Below are 19650 nucleotides of genomic sequence, written 5' to 3'. Positions count from 1 at the left end.
GCGAGGCACAGCAGTCGTAGACGGCGTGGCTAGCGGCAGGCGTGAGCTGATGCGGACCGCGGCCAGTCTGGGAGGCTGACATAGGGGCCCGCGCTGGGCGCGTTCGAGCTCGATCTCCACGGCGGCGCGGCGGCACGGCGGCTGGCGGCTCGGCGACGAGCAGCTCGTCGATGCTCACGTCCACGGCCTTTGACGCTCGCCTAGCCGCACGCCCCGTGTGCCGAAAGGCCGACCCGGACAGGAATTCGCACCATGAACACCGAGGTTCTACTGGCCCGCAACGAAGGTGCGGCTCTGGTACTGACCATCAACAATCCCGCCACCCGCAACTCGATCGGCCCCGAGTTCTTCCAGGCCGCCAGGGAGGCGCTGAATGCGGCCGCGGCCGACCCGGTGGTAGGCGCCATCGTGTTCACCGGAGCCGGGGGATTCTTTTCCTCCGGTGGCAACCTCAACCAGCTGGCCGCCACCCGGGAGCTCACCGCTGAGGCCCGCCGTGCCAGGCTCGAGCTGCTCCATGGGCTCATCCGCGCCATCAGGAATAACCCGAAACCCGTGATCATGGCCGTGGAGGGCGGGGCCGCCGGGGCCGGCATGTCCCTGGCGCTGGCCGGTGACCTGCTGGTCGCCGCCCGCAACGCGTTCTTCGCTGCGGCTTACATCAAGGCGGGGCTGACTCCCGACGGCGGACTGACGGCGTTGCTTGCCGAATCCGTGCCGCGCCAATTCCTGACCCGGATGTGCCTCACCGGCGAACGCGTGAGCGCCGAGCGCATGCATGCACTCGGCGTGGTGGGCACGCTGGCCGAACCCGGCAGTGCGGAGGCGGCGGCCATCGGCCTGGCCCGGCAATTGGCCCGCGGACCGGAACGCGCCACCGCCCGGATTCTCGGGCTGTGCCGCACCGCGCCCGCCCTGCCCTTGGACGAGCAGATGGAACGGGAGGCCGGGTCCATGGTGGAAAGCCTGGGGGATTCCGAGGCGGTCGAGGGGATCGCGGCGGTGCTGGGGCGGCGCAACCCGGACTTCGATGCGCTGCGCGGCTAACGGCAGCGCGGCGCGCAGGCGCCGGGAACGCGAAACGCGGGAGGCGGTGACCACATGGTCACCGCCTCCTGCGTCTGCGGCGGGCGGGTCAGGCGCCGTTGAAGGCGGAGATCCCGGTGACTTCGCGGTCCAGGATGAGCGACTGGACGGAGTCAATGCCCTCATAGGTGTGGACGAGGCATTGATCGGCATGCCCTGATACCCAAAAAACCGCCGGCCCCGCACCCATACGGGGTGCGGGGCCGGCGGCCATGGGATGCTGCGGGAATCAGCGGCGGATCGAGCCGCCGTCGACCACCAGGGTCTGCCCGGTCACGAATCCTGCGCCCTCGGAGAGGAAGAAGCGGGTCGGACCCACGTAATCCTCAACAACCGAGGCGCGCTTGATGGCTCGGGTTGCAATATTTGCTGCCTCGCCACCCGCAAGATCGGTAGCCAACGGTGTCATGACCAGACCCGGTGCGATCACGTTGACGGTAATGTTGCGTTCGCCCATCTCCACGGCAAAGCTGCGGGCAAAGCCGATAATGCCGGCCTTGGATGCAGCGTAGGCGGCAGCTCCGCCCGGAGCCTTGAACACGGTGCCCGAGGAGTACAGAACGATGCGCCCGCCGTCCTCCACCAGGTCGGCGGTTCCCTGGATGAAGTTCAGCGTGCCATGCAGGTTCAGCATCAGCGCTCGTTCCCACTCGGCCTTGGGGGTGTCCAGGAATTTGCCGAACAAACCAACGCCGGCACAGTGGACCAGCGAGTGGATGCTGGTGCGGCCCTGAGCGGCCAGGGACTCGCGCACGGCTTCCGGTGCGTTTCCGGCGACATCGCCGGCGACGTAGTTGACCCCGTCCAGCGGGTTGGTCGGCAGGGAGCGGGAGACGGAGGTGACGTCCCAGTCGTTGCGCAGGTCGTTGGCCAGCGCCTCGCCGATGCCGGAGGAACCGCCGGTGAGGACCAGTGCCGGGGCCGTGGAGTTCGCCGCCATTACTTGCCGCCCTCGGTGATGGTCTCGAGGAATCCGTTGATCAGGTTCCAGGTTTCCTGCGGGTGGGTGATGTTCGGGCAGTGCTTGTACGGCAGCAGCTCGGCCTGTGCGTTGGGCAGCAGGGCCTTCAGCTTCTGCGACCAGCCGGCCTCCAGCAGGGTGTCGCCGCTGCACTCGACGAGCAGTGCCGGGGTCGACACGCCCTCAAGCGGTGCCGGGAAGGGATCGGCCGGGCGCTCGACCTTCAGCGCCTCCGGGATCGGCATGTGCGGTCCGCGCATGGCCGTGAAGTGCCCCGGTGCGGTGGCCCAGCCGAAGCGGGCATCCAGGTGGCTTTCCTTGTCCTCGGATGCATCGCACAGGATGTCGACGATTTCCTCGAGGCGCTCGCGGGTGCCGTCGAAGTCGCCGATCTTGGTCATGTCCGGTGCCTTCCACGGGCCGCCGGTGCCGTTGATCGTGGTGACCGAGGCGATGCGGCCGCGGTAGGACTCGTCGGCCAGCGCACGCAGGCCGATCGATCCGCCGAACGAGTTGCCGACGATGTGCACCGGCTCGGTCACGCCCAGGGAATCGAGCAGCGAGAAGATGTGGCGGATGCGGAAGGCGAACGGCGATACGTCCACGCGGATCGACTTGGCGGATCCGCCGTAGCCGAGGAAGTCGGGGGCGATGACGCGGAAGTTTTCCGCCGCCAGCGGCAGGACCTGGCTCCAGGTCACGTCCGAGGCGCCGCCCCAGGCGCCGTCGTGCAGGAACACGACGGGGGTCCCGTTTTCGGGCCCTCCGGAGAAGTAGCGGGTTTCGAGGTTGGCGACGAGGATCGTTTCCTCGGTGATCAAGGGTGTCTCGGTGAGCAAGGTGGTCTCCGTTGAAGTGGATCGGATGGTGGAAGTCATGGGGGGGTTAGCTGAGCTTGTAGTCTTCGGTGCGCACCTTCGAGGTGCGTTCGAAGTAATTCCGGGCCGGCAGCGGCCACATGATGGTGGAGCGGCCCTCGGCGTTCATGTACCAGGAATGGGTCTTGGACCAGCCCCAGGTGCGCTTGGCGCTTTCGGCGACGATTTCCTTGTCGTACGCGGCGAACACGTCATCGCGCAGGTCCAGGGAACGGTGTCCGCCGGTGGCCAGTGTCTTGACGGCGTCGATGATGTAGTTGGCCTGGCATTCGAGGAAGAAGACCAGGTTGCCGTGGACGACCGTGTTGGTGTTGGGCCCGTACATGCAGAAGAAGTTTGGGTAGCCGGGAAGCGTCACGCCCAGGTAAGCGCTGGCGTCGATGCCCCAGGTCTCGTGCAGGTCCTTGCCGTCGATGCCCGCCACGGACATGGGCAGCAGGAAGTCGGAGGCCTTGAAGCCGGTGCCGAGCAGGATGATGTCGGCCGGGACGTGCTCGTCGCCGAGCCACACCCCGTCCTTGTCGATGCGGTTCACGCCCTGGCTGACCAGGCGTACGTTGTCCCGCTTGAGTGTCTTCACCCAGGTGCCGTCGTCGCAGATGATGCGCTTGGCTGCCGGTGGGTAGTTGGGGATGATCTGCTTGCGCAGTTCCTCGTCGTCCCCGGCCTGCTCCTCCAGGTATGCGGTCAGCTCCTGGCGCAGCGCCTCGTTGGCGGCAGAGACCGAGACCTCGGTCGGCGGGAAGTCAGGGTCCACGGTTGCGGCCGGCAGGTTGCCGATCAACCGCGGAAGGAAGATGGAGAAGCGGTAGTAGGCGCGGTACTGGTTAAGGTTGATCAGCAGCCAGCGTTCGCCGTTTTCGATTTCCTGGCGCAGCACGGGGGTGGGGCGCAGCCAGGGGGCGCTGCGCTGGAAGATGGTGACCTGCTCGGCGACCTTCGCGACGGCGGGTGCGAACTGCAGGGCGCTGGCGCCGGTGCCGATGACCACTACGCGCTTGTTTGTGAAGTCGATCCCGTGGTCCCACTGCGCGGAGTGCACCACTGGGCCGTCGAAGGTATCCAAGCCCGGGAGCTTGGGGATCGAGGGACGGTTGAGCTGGCCCACGGCGCTGACCACGATGTTGGATTCGATGGTTTCCCCGACGCCCTGGGCGGTCTTGGTTTCAAGGGTCCAGGTTCCGGTTTCCTGATCCCAGCGGGTGGCTGTGACCTCGGTACCGAAGACCATGTGCTCGAGCAGGCCGTTGTCGGCGGCGAACTGGTGCAGGTAGCCGTGGATCCTGTCCTGGCGGCCGTAGTGGGTCTCCCAGTCGTGCTGCACGAAGGAGTAGGTGTAGATGTGGCTGCGGACGTCGGTGCGGCAGTCGGGGTAGGTGTTTTCCCACCAGGTACCGCCGACGCCGACGCTCTTCTCGATGATCTTGAACGGAACGCCGGCCTGCTTCAGGCGGAGGCCGGCCAGCAGGCCGGAGAACCCTGCGCCGATCACCACGGCATTCAGGGCGCTGTCCGGGGCAGCCGAGTCCAGCGTCCAGTCCGGCCGGCGCGGGTCCACCTTGTTGGGGGTGAATGCGACCTGGGCTATGGCCTGGGCGTCCTCGTTCTCCCCGCCCATCAGCCAGGTGACGAGCTTCCGGCGCAGCGGCTCGCCGGGGACGGCCGCCCATTCGTGCTGGGTGGCCAGGAAGGGTGCGAGCAGCTCGAAGCAGCGGGAGCGGGCCGCCGCCTCGGTTTCCGGATCCAGGCCGCTGAGCGGAAGCGTCTTCAGATTGGGTCGCCATTCATCGCGCAGCACCGAGGCGTCGCCAGTGACGTGGGCCGTGAGCATGACCAGCGCCGGCACCTGGGCAGATGCGAGGTGGGCGGCGAGTTCTTCTTCGGTGACCTGCGTCGAGTTGCGATCCAGGGTCTTGTTCATTTCTTCTCCGTAAGGCAGTTTATCAAGGGAACGACGGGCTCGTTGGCCGTTAGCGTGTCCAGCAATCCAGGCTGTCGAGGAACGGCCGCACCGTTGCGGCGACCTCCTGCGTATTCTCGAAGGCGACGAGATGTCCGCCCTTCGCAAAGCGCAGTTCGGCACCTGTGATTGAGATGGCGAGCTGTTCGATCACCGCACGGGGGGTGCTCTGGTCGTCATCTCCGCCGATGACGAGGGTTGGCGGCGGGGAGTCCGTATGGAATTCGCCCACCTGTGTCATGGCTTCGAAATACTCGGCGATGGTGTTGCCGCCTGCGCCGAGGAACTGTGCGCGGGCCTGCCGGACCAGCGGGTCCGCGGTATTTCTCGAACCTTCGCCGAACCAGCGGTGCATGGTCATTTCTTCCGCCTGCTCGAGCCCGTTCGGGGCCCGGACCTCGGCCGCGCGCGCCAGGGTTCCGCGGGTTGCTGCTTCGTCAAAGGCTCCCCGCGTTGCCATCAGGATCTGCGCGTCGACGCGGTCGGGGAAGGTTCCGGTGACAGCTTGGGCGACCATGCCGCCCAGCGAGATGCCCAAGATGACTGAACTCTCGATGTTTTCGGCGTCCCACATGGCGGCGATGTCCTGTGCAACGAGTCCCAGCGTGGGGGCGGATTCTCCGTGCGCGCTTTCGCCATGTCCGCGGAAGTCCGGTGCGAGCAGGCGATACTCTTCGCCAAGCGCCTCGGCCAAAGGTGCGTACCAGGACCCGTCAAGGGCCAATGAGTGCAGGCAGGTAATCAGGCGCGGACCTTCGCCGTACTGGCGATAGGCAACGGTGGTGCCATCGGCGCCGGCAACCTTTTGCAGGGTCTCAGCCATGCTGGTTTTCCTCCCTGATGCGCTGTTCGGCGAGTTCGACTTCGCTCCGAAGGCGATCGGACATGTCGTGGAAATAGGACTTGAACAGATCGGAATCCCGGCGCATCTCCTGGCGTCGCGGCCGCTCGAGCTCGATCTTCATGTCCACCACCATGCGGCCCGGCCGGCTGGCCATCAGGATAACGCGGTCGCTGAGGAGGATGGCTTCCTCGAGGTCGTGCGTAACGAATATGACCGTGGGTCGCTCGGCTTCCCAGAGCTGGGTGAACTCCTCCTGCTGGATCGCGCGGGTCTGTGCATCAAGGGCCGCGAACGGCTCGTCCATCAGCAGGACCTTGGGGTTCTGGACCAGGGTGCGTGCGATGGCAACGCGCTGGCGCATGCCCTGGGAGAGGTGCAGGACATCGGAGTCGGCAAACTCGTGCAGGCGGACTCGTCGGAGCCAGGCCTCGGCGCGTACACGGCGCTCTTCCTTGGGCACGCCGCGGATTTCCATCCCGAGTTCGACGTTGCTGCGGACCCGGCGCCAGGGGAGAAGGGCATCCCGGGCGAAGAGGAAGGCAGCGTCATTGCTGCCGGGGCGCACTTCGTGGCCATCGATGCGGACCTTGCCGCTGCGTGGCTTCAAGAGGTTGCCCACCATGCCGAGTGCCGTCGTCTTGCCGCAGCCAGACGGGCCCACGATGCTGACGAACTCGGAAGGCTCGATGCGCAGGTTGAAGTTGTCCAAGACCCGTACCGGCCGGTTGCCGTGGAGGAAGCTGTGGTTCACATTTTCGAACTCGACAGAAACCCCCTTGGCTGCGGTGGGCAGCGCTGCCGTTTCAGTCATGGAAGTCTCACTATCGCCGGTTGAGCGGAGGGTTGTATTGGGCATTGTCGCTCCAGTCGTTATTTGCGGGGCCGACCCGATGTGGCAGTCTTCGTTGGCTGACGCTTGCTGAGCCGGCACCAAGGATGATCACGCTGGAACAGCAATGAACACGTGGAAACCGGATGGCTGATCCTGTGGTGCACGTCACCCACTGGTCAATGAATCGTTGAACACCTTGGCAAAAGAGTCAAGAAAAAGACGGCCTATCCAGGGCTATCGCCTCGATAGCGATTAGGACATTGCCCCTGGCTGTGAATGGAAGGAAGCTTTCTCAAGCGCACCATTGCCATGAGGGCCCCGCCGTGCGTGATAGTCAGCCGCACACACAGGGCGCGCATCAATCAGGAGGACGTCAGATGACGAACACAGTCACCACCACCCGCAAGAAGTCGGGTCAGACCACATTCGATTTCACCGGCCAGGTCGTCATCGTGACGGGCGCTTCCGGCGGCATCGGTTCGGCACTTGCTGACAAGTTCGCCGAAGCCGGCGCGGATTTGGTCTTGCACGGGCGCAAGGCCGAGGCGCTCGAAGCGAAGGCCGAGCAGCTCCGTGAACTCGGACGCAAGGCCATTGTGGTCACCGGAAACATCCGGGAACCCGAGACCGCCGATGCGCTGGTCCGCGCCGCCCTGGAGGAATTCGGCCGGATCGATGTCTTGATCAACAACGCCGGCGGCAACTTCGCAGCACGCCTGGAAGACCTGTCGGTCAATGCATGGAACGCGACGATCGGCACCAACCTCAGCGGTGCGTTCCACGCCTCGGTCGCCTGCCTCCCGGTCTTCGAGAAGCAGGGCGGCGGCAACATCATCAACGTCGGCTCGGGTTCGGCGAACTACGCCCACCCGATGCGTGGAGCGTATGCGGCCGCCAAGGCGGGGCTTGCCTCGCTGACCAAGACCATGTCCTGGGAATGGGCCGACCGCGGCGTGCGCGCCAACTGCGTCGAGCCGGGCGCCACCCTGACCCCGTCATCGCGCTTTGCCTCGCCGGACGTAGAGAAGTCCTTCGGCGAATTCCTGGCGCTTGGGCGTGTGGGCTTGCCGGAGGAAGTCGCTGACGCGTGCCTGTACCTGTGTTCTGACGCGTCCAGTTTCATCACCGGAACGGTCCTGCAGGTCACGGGCGGACCGCACACCTCATCGCCCTTGGATTCAAAGCTCGTTCGAGCACCGCGCAATGCGTGATTCATCCAGCACTACCGAAGACCGCAAGGGAAGGGTTTGACATGGGAACGATCACCAAGGCGGACACTCTGCTCGCCTCCGCAGGCTCGCCGGCCTACAACGACAGCACCATCCTCGACGAACGGCGCCGATCACGCATCAACCGGGAGCTCAGCATCTGGGCCCTGAGGATCGGTGCGCTCTCTGTCTTCGTCTTCAGCTGGTCCTTTGTGACCGGTCAGGGGATCATGGATCCGACGCTGGTTTCCACCCCGGATGCTGTCGGGACATCCTTCATCAAGCAACTCGGTGATGGAACCTTCTGGGTTGATGTGACCGCGACGTTCAGCGGCGCCATGGCCGGCTTGGTCTCCGGTGCGATCCTCGGCATCCTGGCAGGCGTCGTTTTCGCCCGCGTCGAGGTTCTGCATGTCGCGGCCAGGCCCTTCCTGACCCTGATGAACAGCCTTCCGCGCCCGGCGCTGGCACCGATCTTCATCCTCTGGTTCGGCCTGGGGTTCGGACCGAAGGCACTCGTTGCCTTTAGCGTCGTGTTCTTCGTCCTGATGACCAGCACGATGGGTGCCTTGCAGAGCATCGACCACGACATCAAGCAGCTGACCCAGTCGCTGGGCATGACGCGCAAGCAGCGCTTCTTCAAGATCGAGTTGCCCTCGGCGCTGCCGTCCATCGTTGGCGGATTGCGGCTGGGCGCGGTGTACTCGGTGCTCGGTGCGGTGGTCTCGGAAATGGTGGGCGCATACACCGGCCTGGGACAGCGACTGGTGGTGGTGACCAACAACTTCCAGGTTTCGGAGACCTTCGCCATCCTGCTCGCCATGGGCTTGTTGTCGATGGTCCTTGACCTATCCATCTCGGGCTTGCAAAAGCTCGTGACGAAGTGGACGCGGTAGCTCGACCCCAGTTCGGCCATAACCAAATTTAGGGCGATATCGGCCGGGGCAGGCATTAACGCTGCCTCGGTCGGTGTCAGTTTAACGAAAGGACGTCATGTACATCGGCGATACCGACAACGCGATTCCCGCCTACGAGGTCAATCACTCGAAGCTGTTCAGCCTGGAGGGCAGATCCTATGTCGTCCTTGGCGCAGGCGGCGGGATCGGGGAGCACGTCAGCAGGACGATCGTCGGGATGGGTGGCCGCGTCCTGTGCGTGGATATCAGCGAGGAACGGGTGACCGCGGTTGCCGACCAGCTGCAGATGCCGTTCCTTGTTGCCGATGCGACAAGCGAGGAAGGCATCGACTGCATAGCAGCGTGCACCGAAACCGAATTCGCCCGGATCAACGGCTACGTCGATGTCATCGGGCAGATGCATCGCAAGGAATTCTCCGGTTACGGATTGGCCGACTGGGAGCTGGACTTCAGGGTCAACCTGGCGCATGCCTTTTTGGCTGCGCGAAGCCTAGCCCCGCTGGTCAGCGACGGGTCGATAGTGCATGTCTCCAGCGTGGTGGGGACTCACGGTGGGCTGACGGCGCCGGGCTACGGCCCGGGCAAGGCGGCCTTGCAGGTATGGGTCAAGCAGATGGCTGCCGAACACGGGCCGCGCGGCGTCCGCGTCAATGCCGTGGCGCCCGGGCTCTTCCTGTCACCCAGATACCTGGCCAAGGAACGAAGCAGCAGCGATGCGCAGGCCCTGGCAACGCGCCCCATGCTCAGGCGGCTCGGCCAACCGTTCGAAGTGGCCGCCACCATCGCGTTCCTGCTGTCCCCGGCAGCCGGCTACATCACAGGGACAACGATTCCGGTCGAAGGAGGTTCCTTGTCCAGGGACTCCACCGGGCTCGATGAGATGTTGGGCTGAGAACGAACAGTTACAAAGGGCCCACGTGCTTCGTGAGTCACTCCGGGGGGTGTGATCGGAGTAACGTGGGCTACCAGCGGCCTCTGGCCGCGAAGGAAAAGAAAGGGTGCCATGAGATTTGCGCAACTGCGCTACCTGGAGGCAGCGCTTCGAACCGGTTCGTTCCGGCAAGCCGCCAAGGAACTGGATATCTCGCAGCCGACGATCACCAACCAAGTGCAGCGGCTCGAAGAGGATTTGGGTGTCATTCTGGTGACCCGCGGCGCCAAGGGGGTCCGGCCGACTTATGCGGCGACAGGATACTGCCGCACGTTGTCGCTGCGGTCCAGGCCGAGAAAATGCTGCGCGCCGAAGCCAGCGCCATCGGCGGCCTGAAGCTGGGAACAGTAAGGCTCGGAACGGTGCCGGCAGCGTCCCAGACGATCCTTCCCCGGACGGTCAAACGCCTGTTGACGGAATTCCCCAACGTACGCTTCGAGGTCGACGAGGGCCCGTCGAAGCATGTGGTCCGCGGTGTCCTCAGCGGCCAACTCGACGTCGGCCTGGTGACCCGCCTGCCCGGCATCGAATTGACCCCAGCCGAAGATGCCTTGCTGCACCACATCGACCTGATCCAGGGCAGGCTGGTGCTGGCGGTCCCGGAGGGCCACCGGCTCGCCGACAAAGATGACTTCGAACCCTCCGATCTGGAGGGGGAGCCGCTGATCTTCCCCGCGGAATCAAGCATCCTGCGTGCGGCGTGGGAACAGCTGCTCGAAGGCATCGAGGCGAGGATCGTCTACACCACGCCCAACGCGGAGGCATCGCAAGCCATGGTGCGCGCCGGTGTCGGCATCTGCATGTCCAACACGCTTCTCGATTCGACCGTGAGCGGAAACGGTGTTTCGCTCGTTCCGCTTCCCTTCGAGTGGGCGCACGCCAGCATTTCGGCCATCGTCAGGAAGGACGAGGCCAGGTCCTCTGCCGTCCAGGCATTCCTGCGCCTCCTGCGGGAAGCGGCCAAGACCTTCTAGCCGCCATGCCGCCCGAAAGGGCGGCCTTCATGGGCGGTGATGCCGTCGTGGGAGGGGTCACATCCGTGGCGCTCCCACGACGGCGGCTGCCGCCTTCCGTCATGCCCCCTGCCTCCTGCTTTCGTGCCGTCGCTGTGCCGTGTTCGCGGGCCTTCCGATAGTGCAGTGGTATCACCCTGCCACGGCTGGCGGCCTTCCCAAGGGCGGATTCACTCACGAGACTGAAATCACAACGGGCGCGACCGCTTGCCGCCCGGATCCGACGTTCAGTGAGGTGCCCCCAGTTGTTAGTTGATACAGCCCAGACGAGTAGCCCCGACACTATCGTCGAGTTCATCGCCCAGGCCAAAAACAGAGAATCGGCCATGTTCACCGAAGCCGAAGGAAAATCCCTGCTTTCGGCCTTCGGAATCGATACCCCCCAGGGTGTCGAGATCGAGGTTGGCCAGGAACTTCCCGGCCACCTTCGCGAGCCCTTGGTCGTCAAGGCGATCTCCACCACGCTCGTGCACAAGTCCGACGCCGGCGGAGTCCGCGTTGGAGTGTCCCGCGCCGAGCTCGACGAAGTTGCGCTGCAGATGCGCGGGAGCCTGGCCAATTTCGGACACGAGCTCGATGGCGTGCTTGTCGAAGAGATGGTGCCGGCCGGCCACGAAATCATCGTTGGCGCTGTGCGGGCGCCCGGACTTGGCTGGACCGTCATGGTCGGCCTCGGCGGTGTCCTCGTGGAGGTCTTCGAGGATGTGGCCTTCGGCCTGGCCCCGCTTTCCGAAACCCAGATTCTTGACATGCTGCAGGAACTGCGCGGCATGAAGGTGCTCAACGGTGCACGCGGCGGCGTCAAGGCCGACATTCCGGCACTCGTCACGCTGATCTCACGCCTGGCCGGCCCTGAAGGCCTGCTGGCCGCACTGCCCGAAGACGTCGTCGAAATCGACCTGAACCCGGTGATCGTCTCCGACACCCGCGCTGTGGCAGTCGACGCACGCTTCGTCGTCGGCGGCTCCGAAGCCGCCCAAACGGAAGGTTCCGCAGCCGGCAACGCCCAGGCCACCGACTTCTCCCCGCTCTTCCACCCCCGCCGCATCGCGGTGCTCGGTGCCAGCGGCAAGCGCCCGAACCTCGCCAACCGGTTCATCCGCAACCTCCGCGCCGGCGGCTTCGACGGCACCATCATCCCGGTCCACCCCGCTGCCGACGAGATCGAGGGCCTGCCCACCATCGCCTCGCTGGCCGATGTGGACGAACCCATCGACTACGCCTTTGTGGCGCTGCCCGGGGCACGCGTCGCCGAGGCGCTGGGCCAGGGCGCCGGCAAGGTCCGTTTCGCCCAGGTCGTGTCCAGCGGTTTCGGCGAGGTCGAAGAGGGCAAGGAACTCGAGGCCACGCTCGTGGCAACGGTGCGCGAGGCAGGCATCCGCCTCATCGGCCCGAACTGCCTGGGCACCCACGCCCCGGCCGGAAAGCTCTCCTTCGTCCCCGAGGCCCCGCTGACCCCGGGAACCACGGCGGTGGTCTCCCAGAGCGGCGGGCTGAGCGTTGACATCCTGCGCGTCGGGGCTGCCAGCGGCATCGACTTCCACTCGGTCGTCAGCATCGGCAACAGCGCCGATGTCAGCGCCGCCGAACTCGTCTCATCCCACCTGGGCAACGACGAGGTCCATGTCATCGGCCTGTACCTGGAATCCCTCAGCATTGCCCGCGAGGTCCTGGACGTGCTCGACGCGGCCGAAACCCGCAAGCCCGTAGTGCTGCTTGCCGGCGGACGCACCAGCGGCGGCTCCCGCGCCGCCACCAGCCATACCGGCGCCCTGGCAGGCAACCACCGGCTGTGGCCGGCCATCGCCCGCCAGGCCGGAATCACCCTCGTTGATTCCCTCGCCGATTTCGCAACCGCCCTTCACGCCCTCTCGACCGTTGACCTCAGCGTTAAGCCGAACGGCAACGAGGCCGTCCTGTTCGGCAACGGCGGCGGAGCCAGCGTGCTCGGCGCCGACGCACTTGACCGTCAGGGCATCTCCACGACGCCCCTTCCGGAATCGGTCATCGCCGAACTGGAATCCCTCGAGGTTCCGCCCGGCAACGGGTTCCACAACCCGATCGACGTACCGGCCGGGACGCTGGCAGTCAAGAGCGGCGGCGTGGCCGGGGACATTCTCAAGGTCGTCCTGGCCGGCAGCGAACCCGCAGTGCTGATCACCCACCTGAACGTGGGCATCATCCAGCGCAACCTCGGGGCCACCCACGGCGACGTGACGGGGACCATCATCGACTCGATCGCCGCGGCCCGCGACGAATCACAATCAAACACCCACCAGCTCTTGGTGCTGAAGTCCGACGGCAGCGACGGAACCGGCGACATGGTCAAGGCCTACGCCCAGCGCGCACGCCAGATCGGCATCCCGGTCTTCGGGGCCTTCGAAGACGCGGCACTGGCCTCACGGGCAGTGCTCGAACAGAGCAAGCAGATCCACCAGGCGTCGCGTGGCGCAGACGGAAGGCAGTAGAGATGACAACCGAAGCAGTCAAGACCGACGCGATCACCATCGAGGAAGCCAAGCTCACCCGCGAGCAGGAGCACGAGAAGAAGCGTGCCGCGGCATTGGCCATGGGCGGCACCAGGAAGCTTGAGGCCCGGGCCGCCAAGGGCGAACTGAACGCACGCGAGCGCATCGCGCTGCTGCTGGACCCGGGTACCTTCCGCGAGAGCGGGTTGTTCGTGACCTCGGCCGTTCCGGCGGACCGCGACAAGACCCCTGCCGACGGCAAGATCACCGGTACCGGCGAGGTTGACGGCCGGCGCGCGAGCGTTGTCGCCTACGACTTCACCGTCAAGGGATCATCCTCTTCCCCGATCAGCAACAAGAAGATGGCCCACTTCAAGGAACTGGTCGTCAAGACCGGCCAGCCGCTGGTCTACCTCTGCGAATCCACGGGCGTTCGCATGCCCGACGCCATGGGCGGCACCGGCATGGGCAGTGCCAGCGGTAAGACCCGCTTCCTGCGCCAGCGTGAAAGCCCGTGGGTCTCCGCTGCGTTCGGCTACTGCTTCGGTTCGGCCGCCTGGCACACCATGGCCTCCGACTTCGCGGTCTTCCGCAAGGGGGCCGTGCTCGCCGTGTCCAGCCCCAACCTGGTGGCCCGCGCCACCGGCCAGCAGGTGGACGCCCAGGAACTCGGCGGCTGGAAGATGCACGCCGAGGTCACCGGCTTCGCCGATGCCGTTGCCGACACCGACGAGGAAGCGATCGAACTGATCCGCCGCTTCCTCTCCTACCTGCCCTCGCACAATGGCGAGACCCCGCCTCTCGCGCCGATTCCCCACGGATCCGGTGAGCGTGCGGAGGAGCTCAAGTCGATCGTCCCCGAGTCCCGCACCCAGACCTATGACGTGCGCAAGGTCATCGACATTGTGGCCGACACCGGTTCGGTGTTCCCAATCAAGGCCCGGTACGGCAAGTCCCTGGTGACCTCGCTGGCCCGCATCGGCGGACAGTCCGTCGGCATCATCGCCAACAACCCGATGTTCAAGGGCGGCGCGCTTGACGGTGCCGCCTGCGACAAGGCGACCAGTTTCCTGGTCCTCTGCGACTCCTACAACATCCCCGTGGTCATGCTCGTCGACCAGCCGGGCTTCCTGATCGGCCTCGAGGCCGAGCGGAGCAAGGTTGCCGGCAAGATCATCAACTGGATGAACGCTCTCTCGCTGGTCACCGTGCCGAAGATCGCGGTCACCATGCGCAAGAACTACGGCCAGGCCCTGATCAACATGGGTGGTGGCGGCACCGCCGACGCCACCGCCGGCTGGTGGTCGTCCGAGGTCAGCTTCATGGATCCGACCTCCGCTGTCTCCGTGGTCCACGGCATCACCCCCGAAAGCGACCCCGAGATGTACGAGCTGCGCCTCGCGGAGATGAACAAGGGCACCACCGCCTACGACGTGGCCCAGGTCTTCGGCTTTGAACAGGTCATCGATCCGTCCGAAACGCGCGAGTTCATCCTCGGCGCCTTGAAGGACCACTACCGGGCCCGGAGCAACGGCGTAGGCGAACACCTGTTGCGCACCTGGCCGACGAGCTTCTAAGGAGAGATCACCGTGAATTCATTTCCGGAAAGCCTGCTGATCGCCAACCGCGGCGAAATCGCACGACGCATCATCAAGACGGCAAATCGACTCGGCGTCCGCACCGTCGCCGTCTACCACAAGGTCGATGCCGGCCTGCCGTACGTTTCCGAGGCCTCCGTGGCCATCGAGCTCAAGGGCGACGTGCCTGTGCAGTCCTACCTTGACCGCAAGCAGATCATCGCGATCGCCAAGGAAGCGGGCGCCACCGCCATCCACCCCGGCTACGGGTTCCTGGCAGAAAACGCCGGCTTCGCCCGCGAGGTCGCCGACGCCGGACTGACCTGGGTCGGCCCCTCGGCCGACGTCATTGACGTCATGGGCGACAAGGTCGAGTCCCGCCGCGCCGTCGCGGCTGCAGGCGTGCCGATCAGCGGCGACGCGGGTGCGGCCCTGAAGACCGGCGATGAGGCCGTCGAGGAAGCGGAACGCGTCGGCTACCCGGTCATGGTCAAGGCCTCCGCCGGCGGCGGCGGCATCGGCATGGCCGTGGCCCACGACGCCGACGAGCTGCGCAAAGCCTTCGAGAACACCAAGTCGATGTCCGAGCGCAGCTTCGGCTCCGACCGCGTCTTCGTCGAGCGCTTCGTCGAGTCCGCACGCCACGTCGAGATCCAGGTCCTGGGCCTGAACGACGGCACCATCGTGGCCTTGGGCGAGCGCGACTGCTCCACCCAGCGCCGCCACCAGAAGCTGATCGAGGAATCCCCGGCGCCGCACTTGGCCCCGGAAACCCGCGCACGGCTCATCGAATCGGCCATCGCGGCCGCAGGCTCGGTCGGCTACCGCAACGCGGGCACCGTCGAGTTCCTGCTCGACACCCGCACCGGCGACTTCGTCTTCCTCGAGATGAACACCCGCATCCAGGTCGAGCACCCGATCACCGAGCTCACCCACGGCGTCGACTTGATCGAGCAGCAGCTGAGCATCGCGGCTTCCGGCACGACCACCGCGGACTTCAACCCGGTGTTCCGAGGACACGCGATCGAGCTGCGCATCTGCGCCGAGGACCCGAAGAAGTTCTTCCCGCGCCCCGGCCCGATCGACGGCTGGATCGAACCAACCGGCGAGGGAATCCGGGTGGATTCCGGCTACGCGGCCGGCACCGAGGTCACCCCGCACTTCGACTCGCTGATCGCCAAGGTCTGCGCGTACGGGGAAACCCGCGAAGACGCACTGGCACGGGCCATCAAGGCCTGCGAGGACTTCGAGATTGAGGGGCTGGTCACCAACCAGCCATTCCTCGAGGAGATCCTCGCCGATGAGGAATTCACTGACGGACGCTACGACACCGGACTGGTGGAGCGCATCCAGCAACGACTTAAAGAACAGGCCAAGCTGGCCAAAAGGAGTGCATGAAAATGGCAGAGACAATTCAGGCAGACATGGGTGCCAACGTATGGAAGATCCTGGTGGCACCGGGTGACAAGGTGGAGGAAGACGACGTCTTCATGATCCTCGAGGCCATGAAGATGGAAATTCCGGTCACGGCCGAGGACACCGGCACTGTGTTGGAAGTCCATGTGTCCGAAGGCGACGTGGTTGCCCCCGGGCAGCCGCTGATCAAGTTCGAGGCGGAGTAGGCATGTCCATCCCCAACACTTTGAAGGCGTGGTCGGTCACAGAACTCGGTGAACCGGTGGATGCCCTGCAACTTGTTGAACGCGCAGTGCCGGAAGCGGGCGAAGGCCAGGTGCTGGTGCGCGTACTGGCCTCCGCGGCCAACTTCCCCGATGTGCTGATGTGCCGCGGCGTCTACCAGGTCAAGCCGGAGCTGCCCTCCACACCCGGACGCGAGGTCTGCGCCGAGGTCATCGCCACGGGCCCGGGGGTCACCCGGGCCGCGGTCGGCGACAGGGTGCTGGGCCTGACCACACTTCCGTACGGTGGTTTCGCCGAGTACGCCCTGATGGACCAGGACAAGGTGCACCAGGCGCCGGCCTCGCTCGACGACGCGCAGGCAGCCAGCCTGTTCATCGGCTACCAGACCGGCTGGTTCGGGCTGCACCGGCTGGCCCGGATCCAGCCAGGCGAGACTCTGCTGGTCCACGCCGCCGCCGGCGGCGTGGGCAGTGCCGCCATCCAGCTCGGCAAGGCTGCCGGCGCAACCGTCATCGGCGTCGTCGGTGGCGAAGCCAAGGCTGAATACGCGAGGAAGCTCGGCGCGGACCTGGTCATCGACCGCCGCAAGGACGACTTCGTGGAGCAGGTCAAGATCTTCACCGGCGGCAAGGGCGCGGACGTGATCTACGACCCGGTCGGCGGGGAGACCTACCAGCGTTCCACCAAGTGCATCGCGTTCGAAGGCAGGATCATTGTGGTCGGCTTTGCCGGCGGGGAGATCCAGTCCGCCTCCCTGAACCACGCACTTGTGAAGAACTACTCGATCATCGGCATCCACTGGGGCCTCTACAACACCAAGAACCCCGCAGCGGTCGATGAATGCCACCGTGAACTGAGCAAACTGGCGGACGCGGGTGCCATTGCCCCCTTCGTCAGCGAAAGATTCACCTTGGACGGCGTGCCCGCAGCACTTCAGCGGCTCGCCGACGGAAAGACCGTTGGCCGGGTCGTCATGGAACACGCCAGGGCCGAGCGGTAGGAAGCCGCACCAATGCGGGCAATGGGCACAGCCAAGTCCGCCAGGCATGAATCAGCTACAAAGGAGTAGGAATGTTTGAGTCACAGAAAGGCGGATCGCCCTTCGGGAGTCTGCTGGCGTTGGACGGCGGCGTCTCCCGACGATCGCTGTTGCAGTATTTCGGCCTCGGCGCGGCGGCGATTGGTTCGGCCTCTTTGCTGACTGGCTGTGGAGGAGGCGGTGGTGCGGCCACCGCCTCCCAGCCGCAGAAGTTCGCCATTGCCGCCTTCCCCGGCGACGCGTATTTCCTTGATGCGATCAACCTTTCCAACAAGGACTATGAGAAGCACCAGCTTGAGGTCCCGAAGCACCTCAACCCCCAAAGCGGTGTCCAGGCATACCAGCTGCTGGTGGCCGGCGCCGTCGACGCCTACGCATCGGACACGCTGCTGCTGATGGCAACCCACGCAAACAGCTCCAAGGGCAAGCGCCCGCTGCTCGTCGGTTTCCGGACTCTCGAAACAACCTACGGGATCGTCGGCAGCAAAGACCACAGCTGGCCTGGGCCCGAGGCGAGCTTCGAAGAGAAGATCCGTTCCCTGAAGGGGAAACGCATCGGCGTCTCGAGCGTCGGCTCCGGCGGCGATCTGCAATTGAAGCTTGCCCTTGAGCTGGCAGGCATGCAGTACGGCGACGTCACGGCCCTTGCCGTGGGCCCCACGGCGCAGGCGATCCCCAACCTGAATGCCGGGCGCATCGATGCCTACGTCACGGTCCAGTGGACTGCCACGCGTTTCGTCGCCCAGGAGACCGGCGGGAAGATCCTGATTGACTTCGCCGAGGCGAATGTGCCCGAGCTGATGCGCAACCAGGCCGTGGTCGCGATGGGCGTCCGCGAGGACATGGTGCAGCAGCACCCGGACATCGTCAAGAACTGGTTGGCTGCCCAGGACGATGCCAGCAAATGGATCATCGGGAACAAGGCGGCGGCGGCCGATCTGCTCAACACCACCGGCCTCGGCGGCAAGGCTCCTGAGATCGCTGCGGCCTACGTCGAGCACTATTCGAACGAGGTGGCACCCAAGCTCAAACCGATTTTCAAGGCAACGAAGGAGACCGTGGACCATATGGCCGAACTTGCCCTTCGCTTTGGAAGCGTCAAGGAGGGTGACATCACCTATGAGGCGCTCGTCCCGGAGTTCGCCCGGGCATGAGTGACGCAATGAAGACAGCACACGACGGCGGCGTGGCGACGCGCCGTGAATCGCCCACAGGTCTCGACCTTGACCGCCTGACGGATTGGCTGGCCCGGGAGTGCCCCGGTCTGGTTGCGGGAGAGCTCTCTGCCAGCCTCATCCAGGGCGGAAAATCGAACCTGACCTATGAGCTCAGCGACGGGGTGAGCCAATGGATTGTGCGCCGTCCGCCTCTGGGCACGATCATGGCCACCGCCCACGACATGCGCCGCGAGTACACCATGGCCGATGCGCTTCGTAATACGGATGTCCCCGTGGCGCGGATGTTCGCCTATTGCGGGGACAAGGACGTCCTGGGTGCAGACTTCTACATCATGGAACGGATCGACGGCGTTCCGTACCGGTATGCCGACGAGATCAAACCGCTCGGCGAGGCACGCACACGGGCCATCGGAACCGAGCTGGTGCGCACCCTGGCGAAGCTGCACCGTGTGGATCCCGCCGACGTCGGCCTGAATGACTTCGGCCGACCCGAGGGCTTCCTCGGCCGCCAGGTGAAGCGCTGGAAGCAGCAACTCGATGCATCCTTCACCCGCGAACTTCCCGGCGCGGACAAGCTGCACGAAGAGCTCCTTGCCGCGGTGCCCTCCGAGTCCGCCTCGGGCATCGTCCATGGCGACTTCCGCCTGGACAACGTGTTGATGGGCGCCGACGACCTGCCGGCCGCAGTCATCGACTGGGAGATGGCCACGCTCGGGGACCCGCTGCTGGACCTGGCGCTGATGCTGATCTATCAGCGGCGCGCACGGATCGTGGCAGCCCGGGAATCGACTGATCCGGCCACCTATGACGTGACGCTGGCGCCGGGCTACCCCTCGGAGGAAGAGATCATGGCGCAGTACGAGAGAGAGAGCGGCCGTTCTCTTGACGGATTCGGATTCCACTTGGGACTGGCCTGCTTCAAGCTGGCAGGCATTTCCGAGGGCGTCCGCTACAGACACATCAACCGCCAAACCGTTGGCGAGGGCTTCGAAGACAGCGGCAGCACTGTGCCTTTGCTGCTGGGACTCGGGCTCGAATCACTGAAGGAGTACAAGTAGATGGATTTCGCAACCGACGAGCGGACCGAGCTCCTGAAGAAGGAACTGGTCGACTTCAT

Annotated in this window: 19 protein-coding genes and 1 pseudogene; 13 read left to right on the top strand and 7 right to left on the bottom strand. The window is 65.3% G+C overall.

All coding sequences use genetic code 11. The annotated features are described in order from the left end of the window. Positions 1 to 30 precede the first annotated feature (30 nt). Positions 31 to 181: pseudogene (locus tag J1902_RS19285) on the bottom strand (XRE family transcriptional regulator); the annotation flags it as partial. A 71-nt stretch (positions 182 to 252) separates the two neighbouring features. Between J1902_RS19285 and J1902_RS07075 the strand changes: the two are divergent. Beyond that, positions 253 to 1047, top strand: coding sequence for an oxepin-CoA hydrolase, alternative type (locus J1902_RS07075; RefSeq protein ID WP_207615552.1), 795 nt, complete (start codon positions 253 to 255; stop codon positions 1045 to 1047). A gap of 88 nt (positions 1048 to 1135) precedes the next feature. Here J1902_RS07075 and J1902_RS07070 read toward each other — a convergent pair whose 3' ends face one another. Genes J1902_RS07070 through J1902_RS07045 form a run of 6 tightly spaced genes read right to left on the bottom strand, consistent with a single transcriptional unit; the run spans position 1136 to position 6540 of the window. Then, positions 1136 to 1300, bottom strand: coding sequence for a hypothetical protein (locus J1902_RS07070; protein ID WP_207615551.1), 165 nt, complete (start codon positions 1298 to 1300; stop codon positions 1136 to 1138). Between the two features lie 15 nt (positions 1301 to 1315). Continuing rightward, a complete protein-coding gene (locus J1902_RS07065; RefSeq protein WP_207615550.1) occupies positions 1316 to 2026 on the bottom strand; it encodes an SDR family NAD(P)-dependent oxidoreductase in 711 nt (236 codons plus the stop codon). Further along, the gene (locus J1902_RS07060) at positions 2026 to 2925 is read right to left on the bottom strand and encodes an alpha/beta fold hydrolase (RefSeq protein ID WP_207615549.1); all 900 of its coding nucleotides are present in this window, start codon (positions 2923 to 2925) and stop codon (positions 2026 to 2028) included. The genes J1902_RS07065 and J1902_RS07060 overlap by 1 nt, the downstream gene beginning before the upstream one ends. Positions 2926 to 2932: 7 nt before the next feature. Then, positions 2933 to 4846 (bottom strand): flavin-containing monooxygenase, encoded by a 1914-nt coding sequence (locus tag J1902_RS07055; protein WP_207615548.1) that lies wholly within the window; start codon positions 4844 to 4846, stop codon positions 2933 to 2935. A 49-nt stretch (positions 4847 to 4895) separates the two neighbouring features. Then, positions 4896 to 5708 (bottom strand): alpha/beta fold hydrolase, encoded by an 813-nt coding sequence (locus tag J1902_RS07050; protein ID WP_207615547.1) that lies wholly within the window; start codon positions 5706 to 5708, stop codon positions 4896 to 4898. Further along, complete coding sequence (locus J1902_RS07045) at positions 5701 to 6540, bottom strand: ABC transporter ATP-binding protein (RefSeq protein WP_207615546.1); 840 nt, start codon at positions 6538 to 6540, stop codon at positions 5701 to 5703. The genes J1902_RS07050 and J1902_RS07045 overlap by 8 nt, the downstream gene beginning before the upstream one ends. A gap of 398 nt (positions 6541 to 6938) precedes the next feature. On the opposite strand from J1902_RS07045, the gene J1902_RS07040 reads away from it, so the two are divergent. The 12 genes from J1902_RS07040 to J1902_RS06985 all read left to right on the top strand — a co-directional run bounded on the left by J1902_RS07040 (position 6939) and on the right by J1902_RS06985 (position 19591). Then, the gene (locus J1902_RS07040) at positions 6939 to 7772 is read left to right on the top strand and encodes an SDR family NAD(P)-dependent oxidoreductase (RefSeq protein WP_207615545.1); all 834 of its coding nucleotides are present in this window, start codon (positions 6939 to 6941) and stop codon (positions 7770 to 7772) included. A gap of 41 nt (positions 7773 to 7813) precedes the next feature. Then, a complete protein-coding gene (locus J1902_RS07035; protein ID WP_207615544.1) occupies positions 7814 to 8665 on the top strand; it encodes an ABC transporter permease in 852 nt (283 codons plus the stop codon). A 97-nt stretch (positions 8666 to 8762) separates the two neighbouring features. Continuing rightward, the gene (locus J1902_RS07030; protein ID WP_207615543.1) at positions 8763 to 9578 is read left to right on the top strand and encodes an SDR family NAD(P)-dependent oxidoreductase; all 816 of its coding nucleotides are present in this window, start codon (positions 8763 to 8765) and stop codon (positions 9576 to 9578) included. A 111-nt stretch (positions 9579 to 9689) separates the two neighbouring features. Then, complete coding sequence (locus J1902_RS07025; RefSeq protein WP_207615542.1) at positions 9690 to 9953, top strand: helix-turn-helix domain-containing protein; 264 nt, start codon at positions 9690 to 9692, stop codon at positions 9951 to 9953. Next, positions 9917 to 10591 carry a substrate-binding domain-containing protein gene (locus J1902_RS07020; protein ID WP_207615541.1) on the top strand — a complete coding sequence of 225 codons (675 nt, stop codon included), beginning with the start codon at positions 9917 to 9919 and terminating at the stop codon, positions 10589 to 10591. The genes J1902_RS07025 and J1902_RS07020 overlap by 37 nt, the downstream gene beginning before the upstream one ends. A gap of 284 nt (positions 10592 to 10875) precedes the next feature. Further along, positions 10876 to 13098 carry an acetate--CoA ligase family protein gene (locus J1902_RS07015; protein ID WP_207615540.1) on the top strand — a complete coding sequence of 741 codons (2223 nt, stop codon included), beginning with the start codon at positions 10876 to 10878 and terminating at the stop codon, positions 13096 to 13098. Between the two features lie 2 nt (positions 13099 to 13100). Then, positions 13101 to 14675, top strand: a complete 1575-nt coding sequence (locus J1902_RS07010; protein ID WP_207615539.1) for an acyl-CoA carboxylase subunit beta — start codon at positions 13101 to 13103, stop codon at positions 14673 to 14675. Positions 14676 to 14687: 12 nt separating this feature from the next. Then, the gene (locus J1902_RS07005) at positions 14688 to 16073 is read left to right on the top strand and encodes an acetyl-CoA carboxylase biotin carboxylase subunit (RefSeq protein ID WP_207615538.1); all 1386 of its coding nucleotides are present in this window, start codon (positions 14688 to 14690) and stop codon (positions 16071 to 16073) included. Between the two features lie 2 nt (positions 16074 to 16075). Beyond that, entirely contained in the window at positions 16076 to 16297 is a 222-nt protein-coding gene (locus J1902_RS07000) for a biotin/lipoyl-binding carrier protein (protein WP_207615537.1), read from the top strand. Positions 16298 to 16299: 2 nt separating this feature from the next. Next, complete coding sequence (locus J1902_RS06995) at positions 16300 to 17316, top strand: NADPH:quinone oxidoreductase family protein (protein WP_207615536.1); 1017 nt, start codon at positions 16300 to 16302, stop codon at positions 17314 to 17316. Between the two features lie 71 nt (positions 17317 to 17387). Continuing rightward, the gene (locus J1902_RS06990) at positions 17388 to 18509 is read left to right on the top strand and encodes an ABC transporter substrate-binding protein (RefSeq protein ID WP_207615535.1); all 1122 of its coding nucleotides are present in this window, start codon (positions 17388 to 17390) and stop codon (positions 18507 to 18509) included. Next, positions 18506 to 19591, top strand: coding sequence for a phosphotransferase family protein (locus tag J1902_RS06985; RefSeq protein WP_242701724.1), 1086 nt, complete (start codon positions 18506 to 18508; stop codon positions 19589 to 19591). Before J1902_RS06990 ends, J1902_RS06985 begins: the two co-directional genes overlap by 4 nt. Positions 19592 to 19650: the final 59 nt, after the last annotated feature.

Source organism: Arthrobacter cavernae (genome assembly GCF_017368795.1).
In the GTDB taxonomy this organism is placed as follows: domain Bacteria; phylum Actinomycetota; class Actinomycetes; order Actinomycetales; family Micrococcaceae; genus Arthrobacter; species Arthrobacter cavernae.
This window is presented reverse-complemented; position numbering and strand designations above follow the sequence as displayed.